Origin of the sequence: Cellulomonas sp. ICMP 17802 (assembly GCF_041295535.1) — a bacterium.
Classification (GTDB): Bacteria; Actinomycetota; Actinomycetes; order Actinomycetales; family Cellulomonadaceae; genus Cellulomonas.
Map to the genome: position 1 here is coordinate 1 of NZ_JBGFQZ010000044.1, position 16,772 is coordinate 16,772.

Annotated in this window: 17 protein-coding genes; 4 read left to right on the plus strand and 13 right to left on the minus strand. The window is 74.1% G+C overall.

The features are described from left to right. Nucleotides 1-51: 51 nt before the first annotated feature. Complete coding sequence (locus AB5970_RS18305) at nt 52-1,047, minus strand: zf-HC2 domain-containing protein (protein ID WP_370505382.1); 996 nt, start codon at nt 1,045-1,047, stop codon at nt 52-54. Next, on the minus strand, nt 1,044-1,658 hold the full coding sequence (gene sigE, locus AB5970_RS18310) for an RNA polymerase sigma factor SigE (RefSeq protein WP_370505383.1): 615 nt from the start codon (nt 1,656-1,658) through the stop codon (nt 1,044-1,046). The genes AB5970_RS18305 and sigE overlap by 4 nt, the downstream gene beginning before the upstream one ends. Nucleotides 1,659-1,831: 173 nt before the next feature. Here sigE and AB5970_RS18315 point away from each other — a divergent pair, with 173 nt between their 5' ends. Beyond that, the gene (locus tag AB5970_RS18315) at nt 1,832-2,464 is read left to right on the plus strand and encodes an O-methyltransferase (RefSeq protein WP_370505396.1); all 633 of its coding nucleotides are present in this window, start codon (nt 1,832-1,834) and stop codon (nt 2,462-2,464) included. Here AB5970_RS18315 and AB5970_RS18320 read toward each other — a convergent pair. The 7 genes from AB5970_RS18320 to dapE all read right to left on the minus strand — a co-directional run bounded on the left by AB5970_RS18320 (nt 2,454) and on the right by dapE (nt 9,755). Continuing rightward, entirely contained in the window at nt 2,454-3,605 is a 1,152-nt protein-coding gene (locus AB5970_RS18320) for an epoxide hydrolase family protein (RefSeq protein WP_370505384.1), read from the minus strand. The genes AB5970_RS18315 and AB5970_RS18320 overlap by 11 nt on opposite strands. 108 nt (nt 3,606-3,713) lie before the next feature. Continuing rightward, the gene (locus tag AB5970_RS18325; RefSeq protein WP_370505385.1) at nt 3,714-5,306 is read right to left on the minus strand and encodes a leucyl aminopeptidase family protein; all 1,593 of its coding nucleotides are present in this window, start codon (nt 5,304-5,306) and stop codon (nt 3,714-3,716) included. Nucleotides 5,307-5,308: 2 nt separating this feature from the next. Beyond that, entirely contained in the window at nt 5,309-5,476 is a 168-nt protein-coding gene (locus AB5970_RS18330) for a DUF3117 domain-containing protein (RefSeq protein ID WP_013772033.1), read from the minus strand. A gap of 183 nt (nt 5,477-5,659) precedes the next feature. Beyond that, nucleotides 5,660-6,916, minus strand: coding sequence for a hypothetical protein (locus tag AB5970_RS18335; protein ID WP_370505386.1), 1,257 nt, complete (start codon nt 6,914-6,916; stop codon nt 5,660-5,662). Next, on the minus strand, nt 6,913-7,797 hold the full coding sequence (folP, locus tag AB5970_RS18340; protein ID WP_370505387.1) for a dihydropteroate synthase: 885 nt from the start codon (nt 7,795-7,797) through the stop codon (nt 6,913-6,915). Before folP ends, AB5970_RS18335 begins: the two co-directional genes overlap by 4 nt. After that, entirely contained in the window at nt 7,794-8,615 is an 822-nt protein-coding gene (locus AB5970_RS18345) for a TIGR00730 family Rossman fold protein (RefSeq protein WP_370505388.1), read from the minus strand. The genes folP and AB5970_RS18345 overlap by 4 nt, the downstream gene beginning before the upstream one ends. Nucleotides 8,616-8,681: 66 nt before the next feature. Next, the gene (gene dapE, locus AB5970_RS18350) at nt 8,682-9,755 is read right to left on the minus strand and encodes a succinyl-diaminopimelate desuccinylase (RefSeq protein WP_370505389.1); all 1,074 of its coding nucleotides are present in this window, start codon (nt 9,753-9,755) and stop codon (nt 8,682-8,684) included. A gap of 44 nt (nt 9,756-9,799) precedes the next feature. Between dapE and dapD the strand changes: the two genes are divergently transcribed. Continuing rightward, nucleotides 9,800-10,747: a 2,3,4,5-tetrahydropyridine-2,6-dicarboxylate N-succinyltransferase gene (gene dapD, locus AB5970_RS18355; protein WP_370505390.1), complete on the plus strand. Its 948-nt coding sequence runs from the start codon at nt 9,800-9,802 to the stop codon at nt 10,745-10,747. Further along, complete coding sequence (locus AB5970_RS18360; protein WP_370505391.1) at nt 10,744-11,628, plus strand: hypothetical protein; 885 nt, start codon at nt 10,744-10,746, stop codon at nt 11,626-11,628. Before dapD ends, AB5970_RS18360 begins: the two co-directional genes overlap by 4 nt. On the opposite strand, the gene AB5970_RS18365 is transcribed toward AB5970_RS18360, so the two are convergent. The 3 genes from AB5970_RS18365 to fdxA all read right to left on the minus strand — a co-directional run bounded on the left by AB5970_RS18365 (nt 11,629) and on the right by fdxA (nt 14,591). Next, nucleotides 11,629-12,927 (minus strand): citrate synthase, encoded by a 1,299-nt coding sequence (locus tag AB5970_RS18365; protein ID WP_370505392.1) that lies wholly within the window; start codon nt 12,925-12,927, stop codon nt 11,629-11,631. Between the two features lie 199 nt (nt 12,928-13,126). After that, nucleotides 13,127-14,254: a succinyldiaminopimelate transaminase gene (gene dapC / locus AB5970_RS18370; protein WP_370505393.1), complete on the minus strand. Its 1,128-nt coding sequence runs from the start codon at nt 14,252-14,254 to the stop codon at nt 13,127-13,129. A gap of 10 nt (nt 14,255-14,264) precedes the next feature. Beyond that, nucleotides 14,265-14,591, minus strand: coding sequence for a ferredoxin (fdxA, locus tag AB5970_RS18375; protein WP_028050935.1), 327 nt, complete (start codon nt 14,589-14,591; stop codon nt 14,265-14,267). A gap of 84 nt (nt 14,592-14,675) precedes the next feature. Here fdxA and AB5970_RS18380 point away from each other — a divergent pair, with 84 nt between their 5' ends. Further along, on the plus strand, nt 14,676-14,948 hold the full coding sequence (locus AB5970_RS18380) for a hypothetical protein (RefSeq protein ID WP_370505394.1): 273 nt from the start codon (nt 14,676-14,678) through the stop codon (nt 14,946-14,948). Here the strand turns inward: AB5970_RS18380 and AB5970_RS18385 are convergent. Beyond that, a partial coding sequence (locus AB5970_RS18385) for a VanW family protein (RefSeq protein ID WP_370505395.1) occupies nt 14,949-16,772 on the minus strand: 1,824 nt, incomplete at its 5' end. It lies immediately after the preceding gene.

Consider the following 16,772-nt stretch of genomic DNA (forward strand, 5'->3'; position numbering starts at 1 on the left):
GGACGGCCGGTGCGGGTGCCGCGGCCGGCTGGGCGTCGTCGTCGGGGGTCGTCATGGCCGTTCGAGCGCTCCTGTCACGGTGTCCCAGCCCCGCGTGATCCGCGCGGGGACGCCGTCGTCGAAGGCGCCGCCCGGAAAGGCTCCCACAAGTGTCGCGGCGTCGTCGGACGGCTGCGAGCCGACCACCTGGACCACCGTGGCGTCCGCCTGCCAGACCACGTGCCACGGCTCGTAGGACAGGACGTACACCTCGCGGCCCCCCACCTCGCCGGTCGGGGCGCCCGCGAGGGCCGTGGTGTCCAGCCGGCCCTGCTGCTCCGTGACGACGAGCGACGACCCGTCGGGGCCGAGCACGTCGACCTCGAGCACCGAGGCACTGTCGCCGGCCCACCGGATCGCGGTCACGGACCACCCGGCGGGCAGCTGCTGCGGGAAGGACCAGTCGTGCGCGCGGAGCCAGGCCGTCGTCTCGGCGCCGAGCGCGCCGTCCTCGGTCGTGGTGACCGGCCAGGCGGTCGTGTCGATCGACCCCCGCGTGGACGGGTCCGTGGTCACGGCCTGGCCGAGCAGACCGAGGTCGACCCCGGGGTGCACGGTCGGCACCACGTCGGGCCGCTCGCCCAGCACGAAGAGCATCGCGGCGACCGCTCCGAGGCCCGCCATCGACCCGGCCGCGATCCGCACGGACGACCGGCGCTGGCCGACGTCGCCGCGCAGGGAGGAGCCGGACCGCCAGCCGCGGGCGCCCAGCCCGCCGCTGGCGACGCCGTAGCTGGCGAGCTCGTCGCGGGACTGCCGCACGGGCGGCGCGAACGGGTCGCCCGCGAACGGCTCGGTGCCGCCGGCCAGCGAGAGGAGCCGCGCGGTCAGGTCCGGGTTGGGCGCGACCTCGTCGGCGGAGGCCAGCGCCCGGCGGGCCGCGCGGGAGGCGGCCAGCTCGGCGGCGCACTCGGGGCAGACCGCGACGTGGGCGAGCGCGCGCTCGGTGTCCGCCACCGACAGCTGCCCGTCGACCAGCGCGCTGATCCGCGACCCGAGGTGGCTCATCCGAGCATCCTCAGCGGGGTGTCGTCGTCGGCGGGCACGAGCGCACCCGGGGCGCGGTGCTCGAGGGAGACGCGCAGCCGGGCGCGGGCGCGGTGGATGCGGGAGCGGACGGTGCCCAGCTTGATGCCCAGGGTCACCGCGATCTCCTCGTAGGAGAGGCCCTCGATGTCGCACAGCACGACGGCCGCGCGGTACTCGGGCGGCAGGTCGTCGAGCGCGCGCTGGATGTCGAGGTCGAGGTTGCCGTGCTCGAACGCGCGCTCCGGGGCGCTCAGCTGGTCGCCCGAGGCGTACCGCTCGGCGTCCTCGCCCATGGCGTCCATGCGGATGCGCTGCCGGCGGCGGGCCTGGTCGAGGAAGAGGTTGGTGGTGATGCGGTGCAGCCAGCCCTCGAACGTGCCGGGCGTGTAGGAGTGCAGCGACCGGAACACGCGGACGAACGTCTCCTGCGTGAGGTCCTCGGCGTCGTGCTTGTTGCCGGTGAGGCGGTAGGCGAGCCGGTACACCCGGGCGGAGTGGTCGCGCACGATCTCCTCCCACGACGGTGCCTGCCAGGCGGCGGGCTGCGCGGGCTGGGCGGTCACAGGGTCGGTCTCCTCGGTGCGTGCCATCGTGCTCCAGTCTCCCAGGTGGAACTGTGAGCCTCGAACGCTAGGAACGCCTCCGGCGGGCGAGAAGTTCCGCCCTGAGCGGAGACCACCGCGTCCCACGCCCACGAAGCACCCGCGACTACGCTGGCCGACGACCGTTGCAGCACCCCGTCATCCCGCCCCAGGAGGCAGCCATCTCCACCGACAAGGCCCAGAGCTGGGTCTACTGCGAGGAGTTCCTGCAGGAGGACGACATCGTGCTGCGCGCCCGCGAGCGCGCCGCGCAGCTCGGGTGCACGCCCGTGCTGCCCGGGTCCGGCGCCGCGCTGAGCGTCCTCGCGGCCGCCGTCGCGGCGCGTGCGGTCGTCGAGATCGGCACCGGCGCCGGCGTCGGCTCCCTGTACCTGCTGCGCGGCATGCCCGCGGACGGCGTGCTCACCACCATCGACCTCGAGGTCGAGCACCAGCGCGCCGCCAAGGAGGCCTTCGTCGAGGAGGGCGTCAGGCCCACGCGCACGCGCACCATCTCGGGCCGCGCGCTCGACGTGGTGCCCCGCCTCACCGACGGCGGCTACGACCTCGTGTTCGTCGACGCCGACAAGGAGAACTACCCCGGCTACGTCGAGCAGGCCGTCCGGCTGCTGCGCCCCGGCGGGGTGCTCGCGGTGGACAACGCCCTCTGGCACGACCGCGTGGCCGACCCCGCGCGCCGCGACGAGACCACCACCACCATCCGCGAGGTCGGCCGCGTCGTCCGTGCCGACGACCGCCTGCTCCCCGCCCTCCTGCCCACCGGCGACGGGCTGCTCGTGGCGGTCAAGCGGTAGGACGGTACGGGCGGAAGAAGTCGCGCAGCTCGCGGGCGTAGAGCTCGGGCTCCTCGAACGGCGCGAAGTGCCCGCCGCTCGCGGGCTCGGTCACCCGCACGACGTCGGCGGTGCGCTCGAGCCACGCGCGCGGGGGCCGGACGACGTCCCCGGCGAACAGCGAGAAGCCGCTCGGCACCTCGACCCGCCGGGCGTGCTGCTCGGCCGGGATCGCGGCGTTCGCGGCGTAGGTGCGCATGGACGACCCGATGGTGCCGGTGAGCCAGTAGATCGTCACGTCGGTGAGGATCTCGTCCTTGGTGAAGCGGCTCTCGACGTCGCCCCCGCAGTCGCTCCAGTCCCGCAGCTTCTCGACGATCCACGCGGCGAGCCCGGCCGGCGAGTCGGTGAGCCCGACGGCCGCCGTCTGCGGCTTGGTGCTGTGCAGGTGGCCGTAGGCCCCCTCGGCGGCGGTCCACGCGGCGGCCTCGGCGAGGAACGCGCGCTCCTCGGGTGCGAGGTCGGCGGGGTCGCCGGCGAACCGGGGCAGGCCGCCGTCCGTCCGGTGCACGGCCACCACCCGGTCGGGGAAGTCCAGCCCGAGGTACCGGCTCACCCCGCTGCCCAGGTCGCCGCCCGCGGCGCCGAACCGCTCGTACCCGAGCACGGTCATGAGCTCCGCCCACAGGGCCGCGACGGCGACGTTGTCCGGCGACGGGCCGGTAGGTCGGTCGGAGTACCCGTAGCCCGGGATGTCGGGCACCACGACGTCGAAGGCGTCGGCGGGGTCGGCGCCGTGCGCTCCCGGGTCCGCCAGGAGCGGGATCACCTTGGAGTAGCGCCAGAAGGAGTCGGGCCAGCCGTGGCTGAGGACCAGCGGCAGGACGGGACCCTCCCGGGTCGCTGCGCGGGCGTGCACGTAGTGGATCCCGAGCCCGCCGACCGTCGCGCGGAAGCGGGGCAGCCGGTTGAGCGCCGCCTCCTGCGCCGGCCAGTCGAACCCGTCGGCCCAGTACGCGACCAGGTCGCGCAGGTAGTGGACGTCAGTGCCCAGCGACCAGCCCGCATACTCGGGGGCATCGGGCCAGCGGGTCGCGCGCAACCGTGCGCGCAGGTCCTCGATCGCGGCGGGATCGGTGTGCGGAGCGAACGGCTCGACCATGCCCCTCACCCTAAGGACGAGGGACAGGCCGATGGATGCGCGGAAGAATGCGGGATCGGCGGCGTGGACACCGCCATCCATGCATTCATCCCTGCACCGACGGGCTCGTCAGCGCAGGTCGTCCAGGTACCGCAGCAGCAGGCGCGCGCCGAAGCCGGTCGCGCCCTCGGTGACCTCGTGCTTGTCCGCGGTCGCGCGGGCCGGGCCGGCGATGTCGAGGTGCGCCCAGCGCCGGTCCCCGACGAAGTGCCGCAGGAACAGCGCCGCCGTGATCGAGCCGCCGCCGATGTGCTTGTCGACGGGCACGTGCCGCAGGTCGGCCACCTCGGACCGCACCGCCTCCTCGTACTCCTCCACCAGCGGCATCTGCCAGGCCAGCTCGCCGGAGGCGTCGGCGGCCGCGAGCAGGGCGGTCACCAGGTCGTCGTCGGCCGAGTAGAGCGCGGCGTGCTGCTTGCCGAGGCCCAGGGTCGCGGCGCCGGTGAGGGTGGCGACGTCGATGAGCACGTCGGGGTCGAGGGTGGCGTCGGCCCAGGCGAGCGCGTCGGCCAGCACCAGGCGGCCCTCGGCGTCGGTGTTGGCGATCTCGACCGTGGTGCCGCCCCACATCGTCAGCACGTCACCGGGCCGGTAGGAGGCACCCCCGACGTGGTTCTCGGCGAGCGGCAGCACCGCGGTGACCCGGTGGGCGACGCCCGCGGCGGCCGCGCCGAGCACCGTGGCCAGCGCGACGGCGGCGCCGGTCATGTCGGTCTTCATGGGGACCATGCCCTCGCGGGGCTTGATCGAGATGCCGCCGGTGTCGAACGTGATGCCCTTGCCGACGACGACCACGTGCCGGCCGCCCTCGGTCGTCGGGGTGTAGGAGACCGTGACCAGCCGGGGCGTCGACGCGGAGCCGGCGCCGACCGCGAGGATGCCGCCGAAGCCCTCGGCCGCCAGCTCGCGGGTGCCGCGCACGGTGACCTCGAGGCCGGCCTTCGTCGCCAGGCGCTTGGCCTGGTCGGCCAGCCAGGCCGGGTTCTTGGTGCTGGACGGCGTGGTGGCCAGGTCGCGCACCAGCCAGGTCGCGGTCGCGGCGGTGTGCCCCTCCGCGACGGCGGCCGTGGCGCGCGAGCCGTCGCGACCGAGCAGCACCAGCTCGGCGGCGTCGGTGGGGGCGCCGTTCGTCGACGCCGCGGTGGGCGGGACGTAGGCCGCGAGCAGGTAGCCCTCCGCGACCTGGCGGGCGGCCGTCGCCGCGGCGGAGGCGTCCTGGTGGGCCTCGGCGCCGAGCGTGGTGACCACACGCCGCAGCCCCCGGGACGAGCGCGCGAGCGCCGCACCGGCGCGACGCAGGTCGGCACCGCGCCCGCTGCCGACGCCGACGAGCACGAGCCGCGGCGGCAGGTCGGCCCAGGGCAGGGTCACCGACGAGCCCACCGGCCGGGGTAGCTGGAGGACGTAGATCTCCCCCGCCGCGCCGGTCAGCCGCGCGCGCTCGCCGATCTCGGCCAGGTCGACGCCGTACCGCGCCGCGGCCTCGGCGGTCCCCTCGAGCGGCCGCAGCGCGTCGTCGCCGGCGCGCGCGGGGGCGACCGGGACGGCGACCGCGTCGGTCGACCCGTCGGTCAGCAGGGTCGTCGTCGCGACCGTGCCGCCCCAGACGGTCACCGCGGGCGGCGTCCGCCCGATCGGTGAGCGCGTGCTCGTGCGTGCCATCGTCAGCTGACGACGGACGTCAGGGCCTCACCCAGCTCCGCGGCCTCGGTCGCGTTGAGCTCGACCACCAGCCGTCCACCGCCCTCGAGCGGCACGCGCATCACGATGCCGCGCCCCTCCTTCGTGACCTCGAGCGGGCCGTCACCGGTCCTCGGCTTCATCGCGGCCATGCGGGGCCTCTCCTTCAGCTCGTGCGTCCGGTGCGCGGCTCGTGGGGAGCGTTTTCACGCACCCCACGTCGGCCTCGTCTACCGGTTGTCCGGGATCCATCCTAGTTCACCCCAAGGCCCTCACCTGTCCCGATGCCGGTCAGGCCACCGATCGGACGTATGTCCAACCCACCGGGCCGCCCGTCACGGTGGCCAGTCGGCCACGGGGTTGGCCTGCCACATCTGCCGGACCCACAGCACCTGCAGCCCGAGCATGACGACGACCACCGCGCCGAACCACCACCGGCGCCCGGCCGGCGGTCGCGTGACGACGCCCGCGGTGACCGCCCCGAGCGGGAACGCGAGCAGCAGGAAGCGCGCGAGGCTGCTGCCCGGCTCGACCACGGCGGCGATGTAGACGACGTACGCGGCGGCCCACGTGTGCAGCTCGTTGCCCAGCCGCCAGGCCGCCGGCACCACGAGGACGGCGATCACCAGGGCGAAGCCGAGGCCCACGACGAGCCACGCCCACGCGCCGAACCAGAAGGCGGGCACGTAGAACCAGCCGCCGAACGGCGCCACCTCCCGGACGCCCCGCCACGCCTCCTGCGTCAGCAGGTACCCGTCCGGCACGCCGGTCACCCAGCCGCAGATGGCCGGCCACAGGAACCCGGAGGCCCCCGCCACGGCCGCGAGCGCGGCCAGACCGACGCCGGTGAGCCAGGTGAACGTGTCGGTCCCGCGGCGCGCGGCCCACCAGCGGACCGCCGCGTGCACGACGACGACCACCGCCATGGGCAGCGCGACGGCGCGCGTGAAGCCGAGCGCCACGACCACCAGGGCCATCCACCAGTAGTCCCGGCGCAGCAGCAGCAGCAGGGCGGCGGCGATCAGCAGGAGGGCGAGCGCCTCGGTGTAGGCGGTCTGCAGGACGGCGGCGGTGGGGAACACGCTGACCAGGGCGACGGTCGCCAGCGGCAGGCCCGGGCGCGCGGCGACCGCGCGGAGTGCCCCGCGGACCACGGTGCGGTGGATGGCGAGCACCGCGCCGGCACCCAGGGCGGTGGCCAGCAGGGGTGCGACGACCTCCCACGGACCGCCCGTGACCTGCATGATCCCGCGCGCGAGCATCGGGAAGAGCGGGAAGAAGGCCCACGCGTTCTGCTGCACCAGGCCGTCGGCACCGCGCGGGAGCTCGGCGGGGTAGCCGTTCTCGGCGACGTTCTTGTACCAGGACCCGTCGAACATGAACCCGACGTACGGGAAGTAGCCCGGGTGCGGCCCGGTCCAGGCGTTCTGGCCCTGGACGGTCGCCACCCACAGGAAGACGACCGTGGTGAACAGCCGCGCGGCCGCGTAGACGGCGAGCACCTGCACCCACCAGGGCCGGCTCACGGCCCACGCCCACACGCCCGCCGGTTCCGCCGCGGCCGAGGGCTCGACCTCGCGCACGTCGCTCACGCCAGCCCCCGGACCGCCCGCGCGGGCGGGCGGTCCCCGCGGATGGTCGCGACCATGTCGAGCGTGCGCCGGGTCGCCCGCACGTCGTGGGCCCGGAACACGCGCGCGCCCAGCCAGGCGGCGACCGCGGTCGCGGCGAGCGTGCCCTCGAGCCGCTCCTCCGCGGGCAGGTCGAGGGTCTCCCCCACGAAGTCCTTGCGGGAGAACGCCATCAGCACGGGGAAGCCCAGCGCCACGAGCGCCTCGGTCCGGCGCACCAGGTCCAGCGAGTGCCACGTGTTCTTGCCGAAGTCGTGCGTCGGGTCCACCAGGACGCTCGCCGGGTCGATGCCCAGCGACACGGCCCGCTGCGCCGCCGCTGAGAGCGTGCGGACCACGTCGTCGAGCACGCCGTCGGGGTACTCCACGCGGAACGGGTCGGTGCGCGGGCGGGCGCCCCCGGTGTGCGAGCAGACGATGCCGAGGCCGCGCTCGGCGGCGACCTCCATGAGCACGGGGTCGTGCCCGGCCCAGGTGTCGTTGATCAGGTCGGCACCCTCGTCGGCGGCCGCCCGGGCCACCTCCGCCCGCCAGGTGTCGACGCTGACCAGCAGGTCGGGGAAGCGCGCGCGGACCCGCCTGACCAGCGGAATCACCCGCGCGATCTCCTCGTCGGCCTCGACGCGCGGACCGCGGCCGGCCCGCACGCCGCCCAGGTCGACGATGTCGGCGCCCTCGTCGACCGCGCGCGCGACCGCGTCGTCGGCCGCGGCGTCGTCGTACCGCGCGGGGGCGTAGAACGAGTCCGGGGTGCGGTTGACCACGGCCATCACGACCGGTCGGTCGGGCCCCAGCTCGCGCCCACCGAGCCGCAGCACGGCGCCCGCCGGCGGCGTCGTCACCGGTGCGAGCCCTCGGCCGCCTGCTGCGCGCGGGCCGTCTCGGCCGCGGCGGCCTCCTCCTCCGCCCGCAGCTGCGCGCCGCGCTCCAGCACGATCTCGACGGCCTCCTCGGCGGTGTCGACGACCTTGAGCAGCTCCAGGTCGGCGGCCGAGATCATGCCGCGCTCCAGCACGGAGCTGCCGACCCAGTCGATGAGTCCCTGCCAGTAGTCGCGGCCGACCAGCACGATCGGGAAGCTGATCACCTTGTGGGTCTGCACCAGCGTGAGTGCCTCGAAGAGCTCGTCGAACGTGCCGAACCCGCCGGGCATGACGACGAAGCCCTCGGAGTACTTCACGAACATCGTCTTGCGAGCGAAGAAGTAGCGGAAGTTCACGCCGAGCTCGACGTAGTCGTTCATGCCCTGCTCGAACGGCAGCTCGATCCCGAGCCCGACCGACAGCCCGCCGGCCTCGAGGGCCCCGCGGTTGGCGGCCTCCATGATGCCCGGGCCGCCGCCGGTGATGACCGCGTAGCCGGACTCGACCAGCAGCCGCGCGACCTCCATGCCCGTGGCGTAGTCCGGGTGGTCGGCGGGCACGCGGGCGGAGCCGAACACGCTCACCGCCGGGCCCACCTCCGCGAGCGCGCCGAAACCCTCCACGAACTCGCTCTGGATCCGCATGACCCGCCACGGGTCGCCGTGCACCCAGTCGGCCCCGCCCGGGCCGCTCAGCAGGCGCTGGTCGGAGGTGGTCTTCGGGATCTGCTGCCCGCGCAGCAGCACCGGGCCCTTGCGGTACCCGTGCCCCGGGGCGGACAGTCCGTCGTCGCTCATGCGCCGACTCTAGGTCGCCCGCGCGGTCGTCGAGGCCGAGTCTCGGCCCGACACCGCACCTTCACCTCACGCGGTGAGCCACGCCCGCAGCGCCGCGTGGGCGGTGGTGATCTGGTCCACCGGGCAGTGCTCGTCCTGCGTGTGCGCGAGCAGCGGGTCGCCGGGGCCGAAGTTGACGGCGGGCACCCCCAGCTCGGAGAACCGGGCCACGTCCGTCCAGCCGTACTTGGCGGCCGGCTCGCCGCCCGTGACCGCGAGGACGACCCGCGCGAACTCCTGCGCGGCGGGGTCGTCGAGGCCCGGGCGAGCGCCCGGCGCGGCGTCGGTGAGCACCACGTCGAACCCGTCGAACAGCTCGCGCACGTGTGCGGTCGCTTGCTCGACGCTCGCCGACGGCGCGAACCGGTAGTTCACCGTGACGACGCACGCGTCGGGGATGACGTTCGCCGCCGTGCCGCCCGAGATGAGGACGGCGTTCAGGCTCTCGCGGTAGACCAGCCCGTCGACCTCGACCGAGGCGGGGCGGTAGGCCTCGAGCCGGCGGAGCACCTCGCCCGCGGCGTGGATCGCGTTGCGGCCCATCCAGGCACGCGCCGAGTGGGCGGCGACCCCCGTGAGCCGCACCTCCGCCCGCAGAGTGCCGTTGCAACCGCCCTCGAGCCCGCCGTTCGTCGGCTCGCACAGCACCGCGAAGTCGCCCACCACCCAGTCGGGGTGCTCGCGGACCAGCCGCCCGAGGCCGTTGAGGTCCGCGGCGACCTCCTCGTGGTCATAGAACACCCAGGTGACGTCGTGGGTGGGCTCGGTCAGCTCGGCCGCCAGCGCGAGCTGCACGGCGACGCCGGCCTTCATGTCGACCGTGCCCCGGCCCCACAGCACGCCGTCGACCAGGCGCGTCGGCAGGTTGTCGCTGATCGGCACGGTGTCCAGGTGGCCCGCGACGACGATCCGCCGCGGCCGGCCGAGCCGGGTGCGGGCGACCACCGCGTCGCCGTCCCGGAGCACCTCGAGGTGCGGGAACGTCCGCAGGGCGGCCTCGACGGCGTCGGCGATCGCGCGCTCGTCGCCGCTCTCCGACGGCAGGTCGCAGAGGGCGCGCGTGAGGGCCACGACGTCGGAGCGCAGGTCGAGAGTGTTCACGCCGCGACCCTAGCCCGCCCGCTGGTTGACCTAGGGTTGTCGCCATGACTGCACGGACGGCCTGGGGCTTCGGCCTGGCCACGGTGACCGACGACGGCGCCACCCTCGACGTCTGGTACCCCTCGCCGGCCCTGGGATCGCCCGCCGACGACGCCACCGCACCCGCCGACCTCACCGCCGCCGAGCGCGTCGACGAGGCCCGGGGGGTCCGCGTCGAGGTCGTGCTCACGGTCGCGGACCTCGACGCCCCGCCGGCGGGCACCGCCGACGCCTACCTGCGGCTCCACCTGCTCTCGCACCGGCTGGTGCCGCCCCACGGCCAGAACCTCGACGGCCTGTTCGGCGCCCTGCCCAACGTGGTGTGGACCGACCGCGGGCCGTGCGCCGTCGAGGGCTTCGAGCAGACCCGCGCGCGCCTCCGCGCCACCACGGGGGTCCCCGTGACCGTGCTCGGCGTCGACAAGTTCCCGCGGATGGTCGACTACGTCATCCCCTCCGGCGTGCGGATCGCCGACGCCGACCGCGTCCGCCTCGGCGCCCACCTCGCGGCCGGCACGACCGTCATGCACGAGGGCTTCGTCAACTTCAACGCCGGCACGCTGGGCACCTCGATGATCGAGGGCCGCGTCTCGGCCGGCGTCGTCGTCGGCGACGGGTCGGACATCGGCGGCGGCGCCTCGATCATGGGCACCCTCTCGGGCGGCGGGCGCGAGGTGGTGTCGATCGGTCGGCGCACGCTGCTGGGCGCCAACGCCGGCGTCGGCATCCCCCTCGGCGACGACTGCGTGGTCGAGGCCGGGCTCTACGTCACCGCCGGCACCAAGGTCGCGCTGGTCGGCTTCGGGGACACCCCGCGCGTGGTGAAGGCCCGCGAGCTGGCCGGCCGCGACGGCGTCCTGTTCCGCCGCAACTCGCTGACCGGCGGCGTCGAGGCCGTCGCGCGCGCCGGCTCGGGCGTGCAGCTCAACACCACGCTGCACGCCAACGAGTGAACGCTCGACGCCGGCGCCGCGCCCGCCGCACCGGGTGCGCCCTCGTCCTGGCGCTCGTGGTGCTGGTGGCCGGGGTGGCTGCCGTCGTCGTCGCCCTCGCGCGCTCGCACCCGTCGCCCCCCGCCGCCGAGCGGTGCGTCGCGGAGGTGGACGGCACCAAGTGGTCCCTGTCCCCCGACCAGGCGCAGAACGCCGCGCTCATCGCCGCGATCGGCGTCCAGCGCGGGCTGCCCGCCCGCGCCGTGACGATCGCCCTGGCCACGGCGTTGCAGGAGTCCAAGCTGGTCAACGTCACGCACGGCGACCGCGACTCGCTCGGCCTGTTCCAGCAGCGGCCCTCGCAGGGCTGGGGCACCGAGGCGCAGGTGCAGGACCCGGTCTACGCCACCGGCCGGTTCTACGACGGCCTGGTCACCATCGCCGGCTACGAGGACCTGCCGATCACCGAGGCCGCGCAGGCCGTCCAGCGGTCCGGCTTCCCCGAGGCGTACGCCCAGCACGAGGCCCGCGCCCGCGCCTGGGCCTCCGCCCTCTCGGGCTGGTCCCCCGCGATCCTCACCTGCCGCCTGCACGACGCCGACCCCGCCGCCGCGTCGGCCGACGCCGTCACCGCCCGCGTGCAGCGGGACCTCGGGCCGCTGGCCGTCGCCCCCGACGCGACCGGCGCGCTCGTGGTCGATACCACCACGCTCGGGGCCGACGCCGACCGCGCGCGGCTCGACTGGGCGGTCGCGCAGTGGGCGGTGGCCGTCGCGCACCCTTTGCAGATCACGGCCGTCGACGTCGCCGACCAGACCTGGGACCGGGCGACCACCACCTGGGCGCCGGCCAGCGGCGACCCGCTGCCCGCGGGGTCCGTGCGGATCACCCTCGCGAGCTAGCTAGCGGGCGTCGAGCTCCACGTAGTCGCGCTCTGTTGCCCCCGTGTAGATCTGCCGCGGACGGCCGATCTTCGTCTGCGGGTCGGTCATCATCTCGCGCCACTGGGCGATCCAGCCGGGCATGCGGCCGAGGGCGAAGAGCGGCGTGAACATCTCGTCGGAGAAGCCCATCGCCTTGTAGATGAGACCGGTGTAGAAGTCGACGTTCGGGTAGAGCTTGCGCGAGATGAAGTAGTCGTCGGACAGCGCGATCTCCTCGAGCCCCATCGCGAGGTCGAGCAGCTCGTCGTTGTGCCCGAGGGCCTCGAGCACGGAGTCGGCGCTCTTCTTCACGATCGCCGCGCGGGGGTCGTAGTTCTTGTACACGCGGTGCCCGAACCCCATGAGGCGGACGCCGGGCTCCTTGTCCTTCACGCGCTTCATGAAGTCGGTGGCGTCGCCGCCGTTGGCCTGGATCTCCGTGAGCATCTTCAGCACGGCCTCGTTGGCGCCGCCGTGCAGGGGGCCGGACAGCGCGTTGATGCCGGCCGCGACGGACGCGTAGAGGTTGGCGTGGCTGGAGCCGACGATCCGCACGGTCGACGTGGAGCAGTTCTGCTCGTGGTCGGCGTGCAGGATGAGCAGCTGGTCGAGGGCCGCGACCACCTTGGGGTCCGGGTCGTACTGCTGGTACGGGACCGCGAAGGTCATGCGCAGGAAGTCCTCGACGTACCCGCGCGAGTAGTCCGGGTACAGCAGCGGCTCACCCTTGGACGCGCGGTGCACGTACGACGTGATGGTCCGCGTCTTGGCCAGGATCAGCACCGTGGCCAGCTCGACCGTCTCGGGGTCGAACGGGTCGAGCGACTCCGGGTAGAACGTGGACAGCGCGTTGATCGCGGACGACATCACCGCCATCGGGTGCGCGTTGCGCGGGAACGTGCCCATGAAGGTGCGGAAGTCCTCGTGCACCAGCGTGTGGCGGTTGACCCGCTCCTCGAACGCCTCGAGCTCGGCGGGCGTCGGCAGCGCGCCGTGGATCAGCAGGTACGCGACCTCGAGGAAGGTGGAGTGCTCGGCCAGCTGCTCGATGGGGTACCCGCGGTAGCGCAGGATGCCCTCGTCGCCGTCGATGTAGGTGATCTTCGACTCGCAGGACGCGGTGTTCATGAAGCCCGGGTCGACCGTGACCATGCCGGTGTCGCGGAGCAGCGAGGAGACGACGATGCCGTCGTTGCCCTCGGTCGCGGTCACGATCGGCAGGTCTTTCGACTGCCCGTCGACGATCAGCTGGACCGGCGCGGTGACGACGTCCGACATGGTGTTCCTCTCCTGCGACGCCCGTCCTGGCGGGGTTGTCCCGCGCGTCCGGTCGTCGGCGACTGAGCCTGCTACGCCGGCCGGGCCTTGCGCGTGCGTGCCCTCGTTGGCGTGGATCGACGGTACCTGCGCGGAACGTTCCGTGACCAATCCTCGACGAGACGTTGGTCCTGGTGTGACCACGATCACAGGGGGTCGTTCACGCCCCCGACAAGCGTGCCGCGGCCTCGGCGATCCGCTCGTCCGAGGCCGTGAGCGCCACTCTCACGTGCTCGCCGTCACCGTAGAACGCACCCGGCGCGACGAGGATCCCGAGACCCGCCAGGTCCGCGACCGTGGCCCAGCTGTCCTGGCCGCCGGCCTCGGGCCGCACCCACAGGTACAGCCCCGCGTGCGAGCGGTCGACGGCGTAGCCCGCGCTCTCGAACGCCCCGCGCAGCACCCGACGCCGGCGCCCGTAGACGGCCCGCTGCGCGGCGACGTGCTCGTCGTCGGACAGCGCCGCGGTGGTCGCCGCCTGCACCGGGCCGGGCACGATCATGCCCGCGTGCTTGCGCACCTCGAGCAGCCGCGCGACCAGGACGGGGTCGCCCGCGACGAACGCCGCCCGGTAGCCCGCGAGGTTCGACTGCTTGGACAGCGAGTACACCGCGAGCAGGCCCGTGAGGTCGCCGCCGGTGACGCGGGGGTCGAGGATGCTCGGCACGCCGGACGACGCCCACGGCTCGTCCCAGGCCAGCTCGGCGTAGCACTCGTCGGACGCGACGACGACCGGCCGGGCCGACGCGCGCGCCGCGTCGACCACCGCGCGCAGCTGCTCGACCCCGAGCACCGACCCGTCGGGGTTGCCCGGGGAGTTGAGCCAGACGAGCCGCACGTCGCCCCCGGGGATCCGCGCGGCGGGGTCGTCGGTCGGCTCGGGCGTCGCGCCCGCGAGCCGCGCGCCCACGTCGTACGTCGGGTAGGCCGCCGACGGGTGCAGGACGACGTCGCCGGCGCCGAGGCCCAGCAGCGACGGCAGGAACGCGACCAGCTCCTTGGACCCGACCGTCGGCAGCACGGCCGCCGGGTCGAGCCCGCGGACGCCGCGCCGGCGGGCGAACCAGTCGACCACGGCCTGCCGCAGCGCGGGCGTGCCGTGCGTCGTCGGGTAGCCGGGTGAGTCCGCCGCCGACGCCAGGGCCTCGCGGACGACCTCGGGGGTCGGGTCCACGGGAGTGCCCACCGACAGGTCGACGATGCCGCCCGGGTACGCACGAGCGCGCTCGGCGAACGGCGTCAGCGTGTCCCAGGGAAAGTCCGGCAGCGCGCCGGTCAGCAGGCCCACCGGGGCGGGGTCAGTCGCCGTGCACGCGCAGCGGCAGCGTCGCGATGATCGGGTGGTCCTTGTCGATCTCACCCATCTTCGCGGCACCGCCCGGCGAACCGAGGTCGTCGAAGAACTCGACGTTCGCCTTGTAGTACTCGGTCCACTGCTCCGGGACGTCGTCCTCGTAGTAGATGGCCTCGACCGGGCAGACCGGCTCGCACGCGCCGCAGTCCACGCACTCGTCCGGGTGGATGTACAGCGATCGCTTGCCCTCGTAGATGCAGTCCACGGGACATTCCTCGATGCACGCCTTGTCCTTGACGTCCACGCAGGGCTCGGCGATCACATACGTCACGGTCGGTCCTCCACAGGCCAGGGGTGCTTCTAGTATCGCTCACATGCACCGGCCCGCGACGCGCTGTCCACGACGGGGGTCCAGGTGAGCGCGGACGGGTGGCGCGACTGGTCGCCCGGGGTGCGCGTCGTGGTGCGCCGCCTCCGCGACGACCTGCCGGCGGCCCACCCCGAGCACCCCGACCTGCACGTCCCCCGTCACACCGACGTGCTCGGGGAGCTGCTCGAGGTCGACGACGACGGCGTCCTGGTGCGCACCCGGAAGGGCGACGTGCGGGTGCCCGCCCGCGACATCGTGCTCACCAAGCTGGTGCCGCCCGCGCCCGTCGGCCGACGTCGCCGGCCGACGGACGCGTAGCTACGGCGTCGCGCCCGGGGTGGGCGCGGGACCGCAGACGATCTTGTTCTGCGGCTTGTAGCGCCACGAGTTCGACTCGGTCTTCTTCAGCTCGCCGTTCAGGTACGTCTTGCGCGTGACCGTCACGGAGAAGCCCGGGTTGCCCGCCGACGACGCCTCGCAGGTGGGCGACTGGGAGTACACCGTGGTCGGCGCGACGACGCCCGAGCGGGGGCTCGTGATCGACTCGACCGTCCAGTACTTGGTGCTCCACACCCGGACGTAGACCCGGCCGCCGCTCACCCACGCCTGGACCAGCGCGCCGTAGGGCGTGTTGTTCTTCCAGCGCATGTCGAGCGTCCCGGTGAAGATCGTCGCCTCGCGACCCTCGGGGTACCGGGCGAACCACTCGCTGTGCGGGCGGTGCTCGATGTCCTCGAAGCCGGCCAGGAACGCGGCGTTGTAGGTGGTGGTCGAGATCTGGCTCAGGCCGCCGCCCCACGCGTCGGTGTGCTCGCCGCTCACGATCGCGCCGGCCTCGACGAAGCCGTGCGCCGCGTCGATCGGACCGAGCGCGTCCGTCAGGCTGAACGTCTCGCCGGGGCGGATCAGCGTGCCGCTGATCTTGCTCGCGCCGTTCGTGATGTTGATGGTGCGGCGAGGCTCGCTGGTCAGCGGGGTGGAGAACTCCGAGACGATCTCCTTGACGCCCAGCGCCTCGAGCTCGGCGGTCGACTGCGACGGGTCGGCCTGGACCAGCTCGACGTGCGCCGTCCGGTCGCTGCCCGTGGCGGACGTCATGACGGATGCGGCGAGCGCCTCCGGGTCCAGGGTGGTCCCCGGCGTGCCCGGGACGATCACCGGCGCGTCGTTCTGGAACTCGAAGTGCGCGTCTGCGGACGCGGTCAGCAGGTCGGGCAGCTGCTCGAGCACCGCGGCCGACAGTCCCTCGCCGTTCATCTGGAGCACCAGGTTGCCGTCCGTCGGCACGAACGCGGCGTTGGCCGCCAGCGTCGCCGTGTCGAGCATCGCGATCTGGTCGGTGACGTTGACGGACACCGGGCCCGACGTCACCTTCTGCGCCTCGACCAGCGCGGCGTCGGTCTCCGCCTGCGTGATGTCCGGGTCGGTGGTCACCGTCGGCAGCTCGATCGGCCGGGCCGCGGTGAGCCAGTCGGCGCTCAGCACGTCGGCCGCGCCGCTCTGGTCCAGGTCCCAGCCGTCCACCGCGGCGGTCGACTGCGCCGTGCCGTCGACGAACACGATCGTGCCGTCCACCGGTGCCAGCGCCAGCGACGTGCCCAGGTCGCCCAGCGCGGCCTTCAGCGCCTTGTCGTCGACCGACGTCACCGGCTTCTGCTCGCCGACGCCGACGATGTGCTGCCAGAGCCGCTTCGGCTCCCCCAGGTTCACGCCCGTGAGCCTGTTCACGGTCGCCTGCGAGTCGAACGCCAACCCGGCCGCGGCGGGGTCGATCGTCGCCTGCGCGTCGTTCGCCACCACCTCGATCGGCTTGGTCGTGGCGTCCGACAGCTCGCTGTCCAGGCGTGCGACGGCGTCCTCCGACGACAGCCCGCCGATGTCCACGCCGGCCACCGTCGCGCCGCGGGGCACCCGCTCGGCGAACGCGTAGGACGCGCCGACGTACGCCGCGGCGAGCACGACCACCACGCCCAGCGCGATGAGGAGGCGCTTGGGCCAGCGGCGCTTGCCGTCCTCGGGCTCGAACACGTCGAGCGGCGACGGCTTGCGGTCCGACGGCGGGACCGGGCCCGACGGGATCGGACCCCTCGGCGCTGCAGCGGCGGCGGCACCGGCGGCCGCGGCCGGCGGCACCGGGCCGGA

Excerpts from the sequence above, each read along its gene's own strand:
- AB5970_RS18305 (WP_370505382.1), bottom strand. The coding sequence starts at position 1,047 with ATGAGCCACCTCGGGTCGCGGATCAGCGCGCTGGTCGACGGGCAGCTG.
- sigE (WP_370505383.1), bottom strand. The coding sequence starts at position 1,658 with ATGGCACGCACCGAGGAGACCGACCCTGTGACCGCCCAGCCCGCGCAG.
- AB5970_RS18320 (WP_370505384.1), bottom strand. The coding sequence starts at position 3,605 with ATGGTCGAGCCGTTCGCTCCGCACACCGATCCCGCCGCGATCGAGGAC.
- AB5970_RS18325 (WP_370505385.1), bottom strand. The coding sequence starts at position 5,306 with ATGGCACGCACGAGCACGCGCTCACCGATCGGGCGGACGCCGCCCGCG.
- AB5970_RS18330 (WP_013772033.1), bottom strand. The coding sequence starts at position 5,476 with ATGGCCGCGATGAAGCCGAGGACCGGTGACGGCCCGCTCGAGGTCACG.
- AB5970_RS18345 (WP_370505388.1), bottom strand. The coding sequence starts at position 8,615 with ATGAGCGACGACGGACTGTCCGCCCCGGGGCACGGGTACCGCAAGGGC.
- dapD (WP_370505390.1), top strand. The coding sequence starts at position 9,800 with ATGACTGCACGGACGGCCTGGGGCTTCGGCCTGGCCACGGTGACCGAC.
- AB5970_RS18365 (WP_370505392.1), bottom strand. The coding sequence starts at position 12,927 with ATGTCGGACGTCGTCACCGCGCCGGTCCAGCTGATCGTCGACGGGCAG.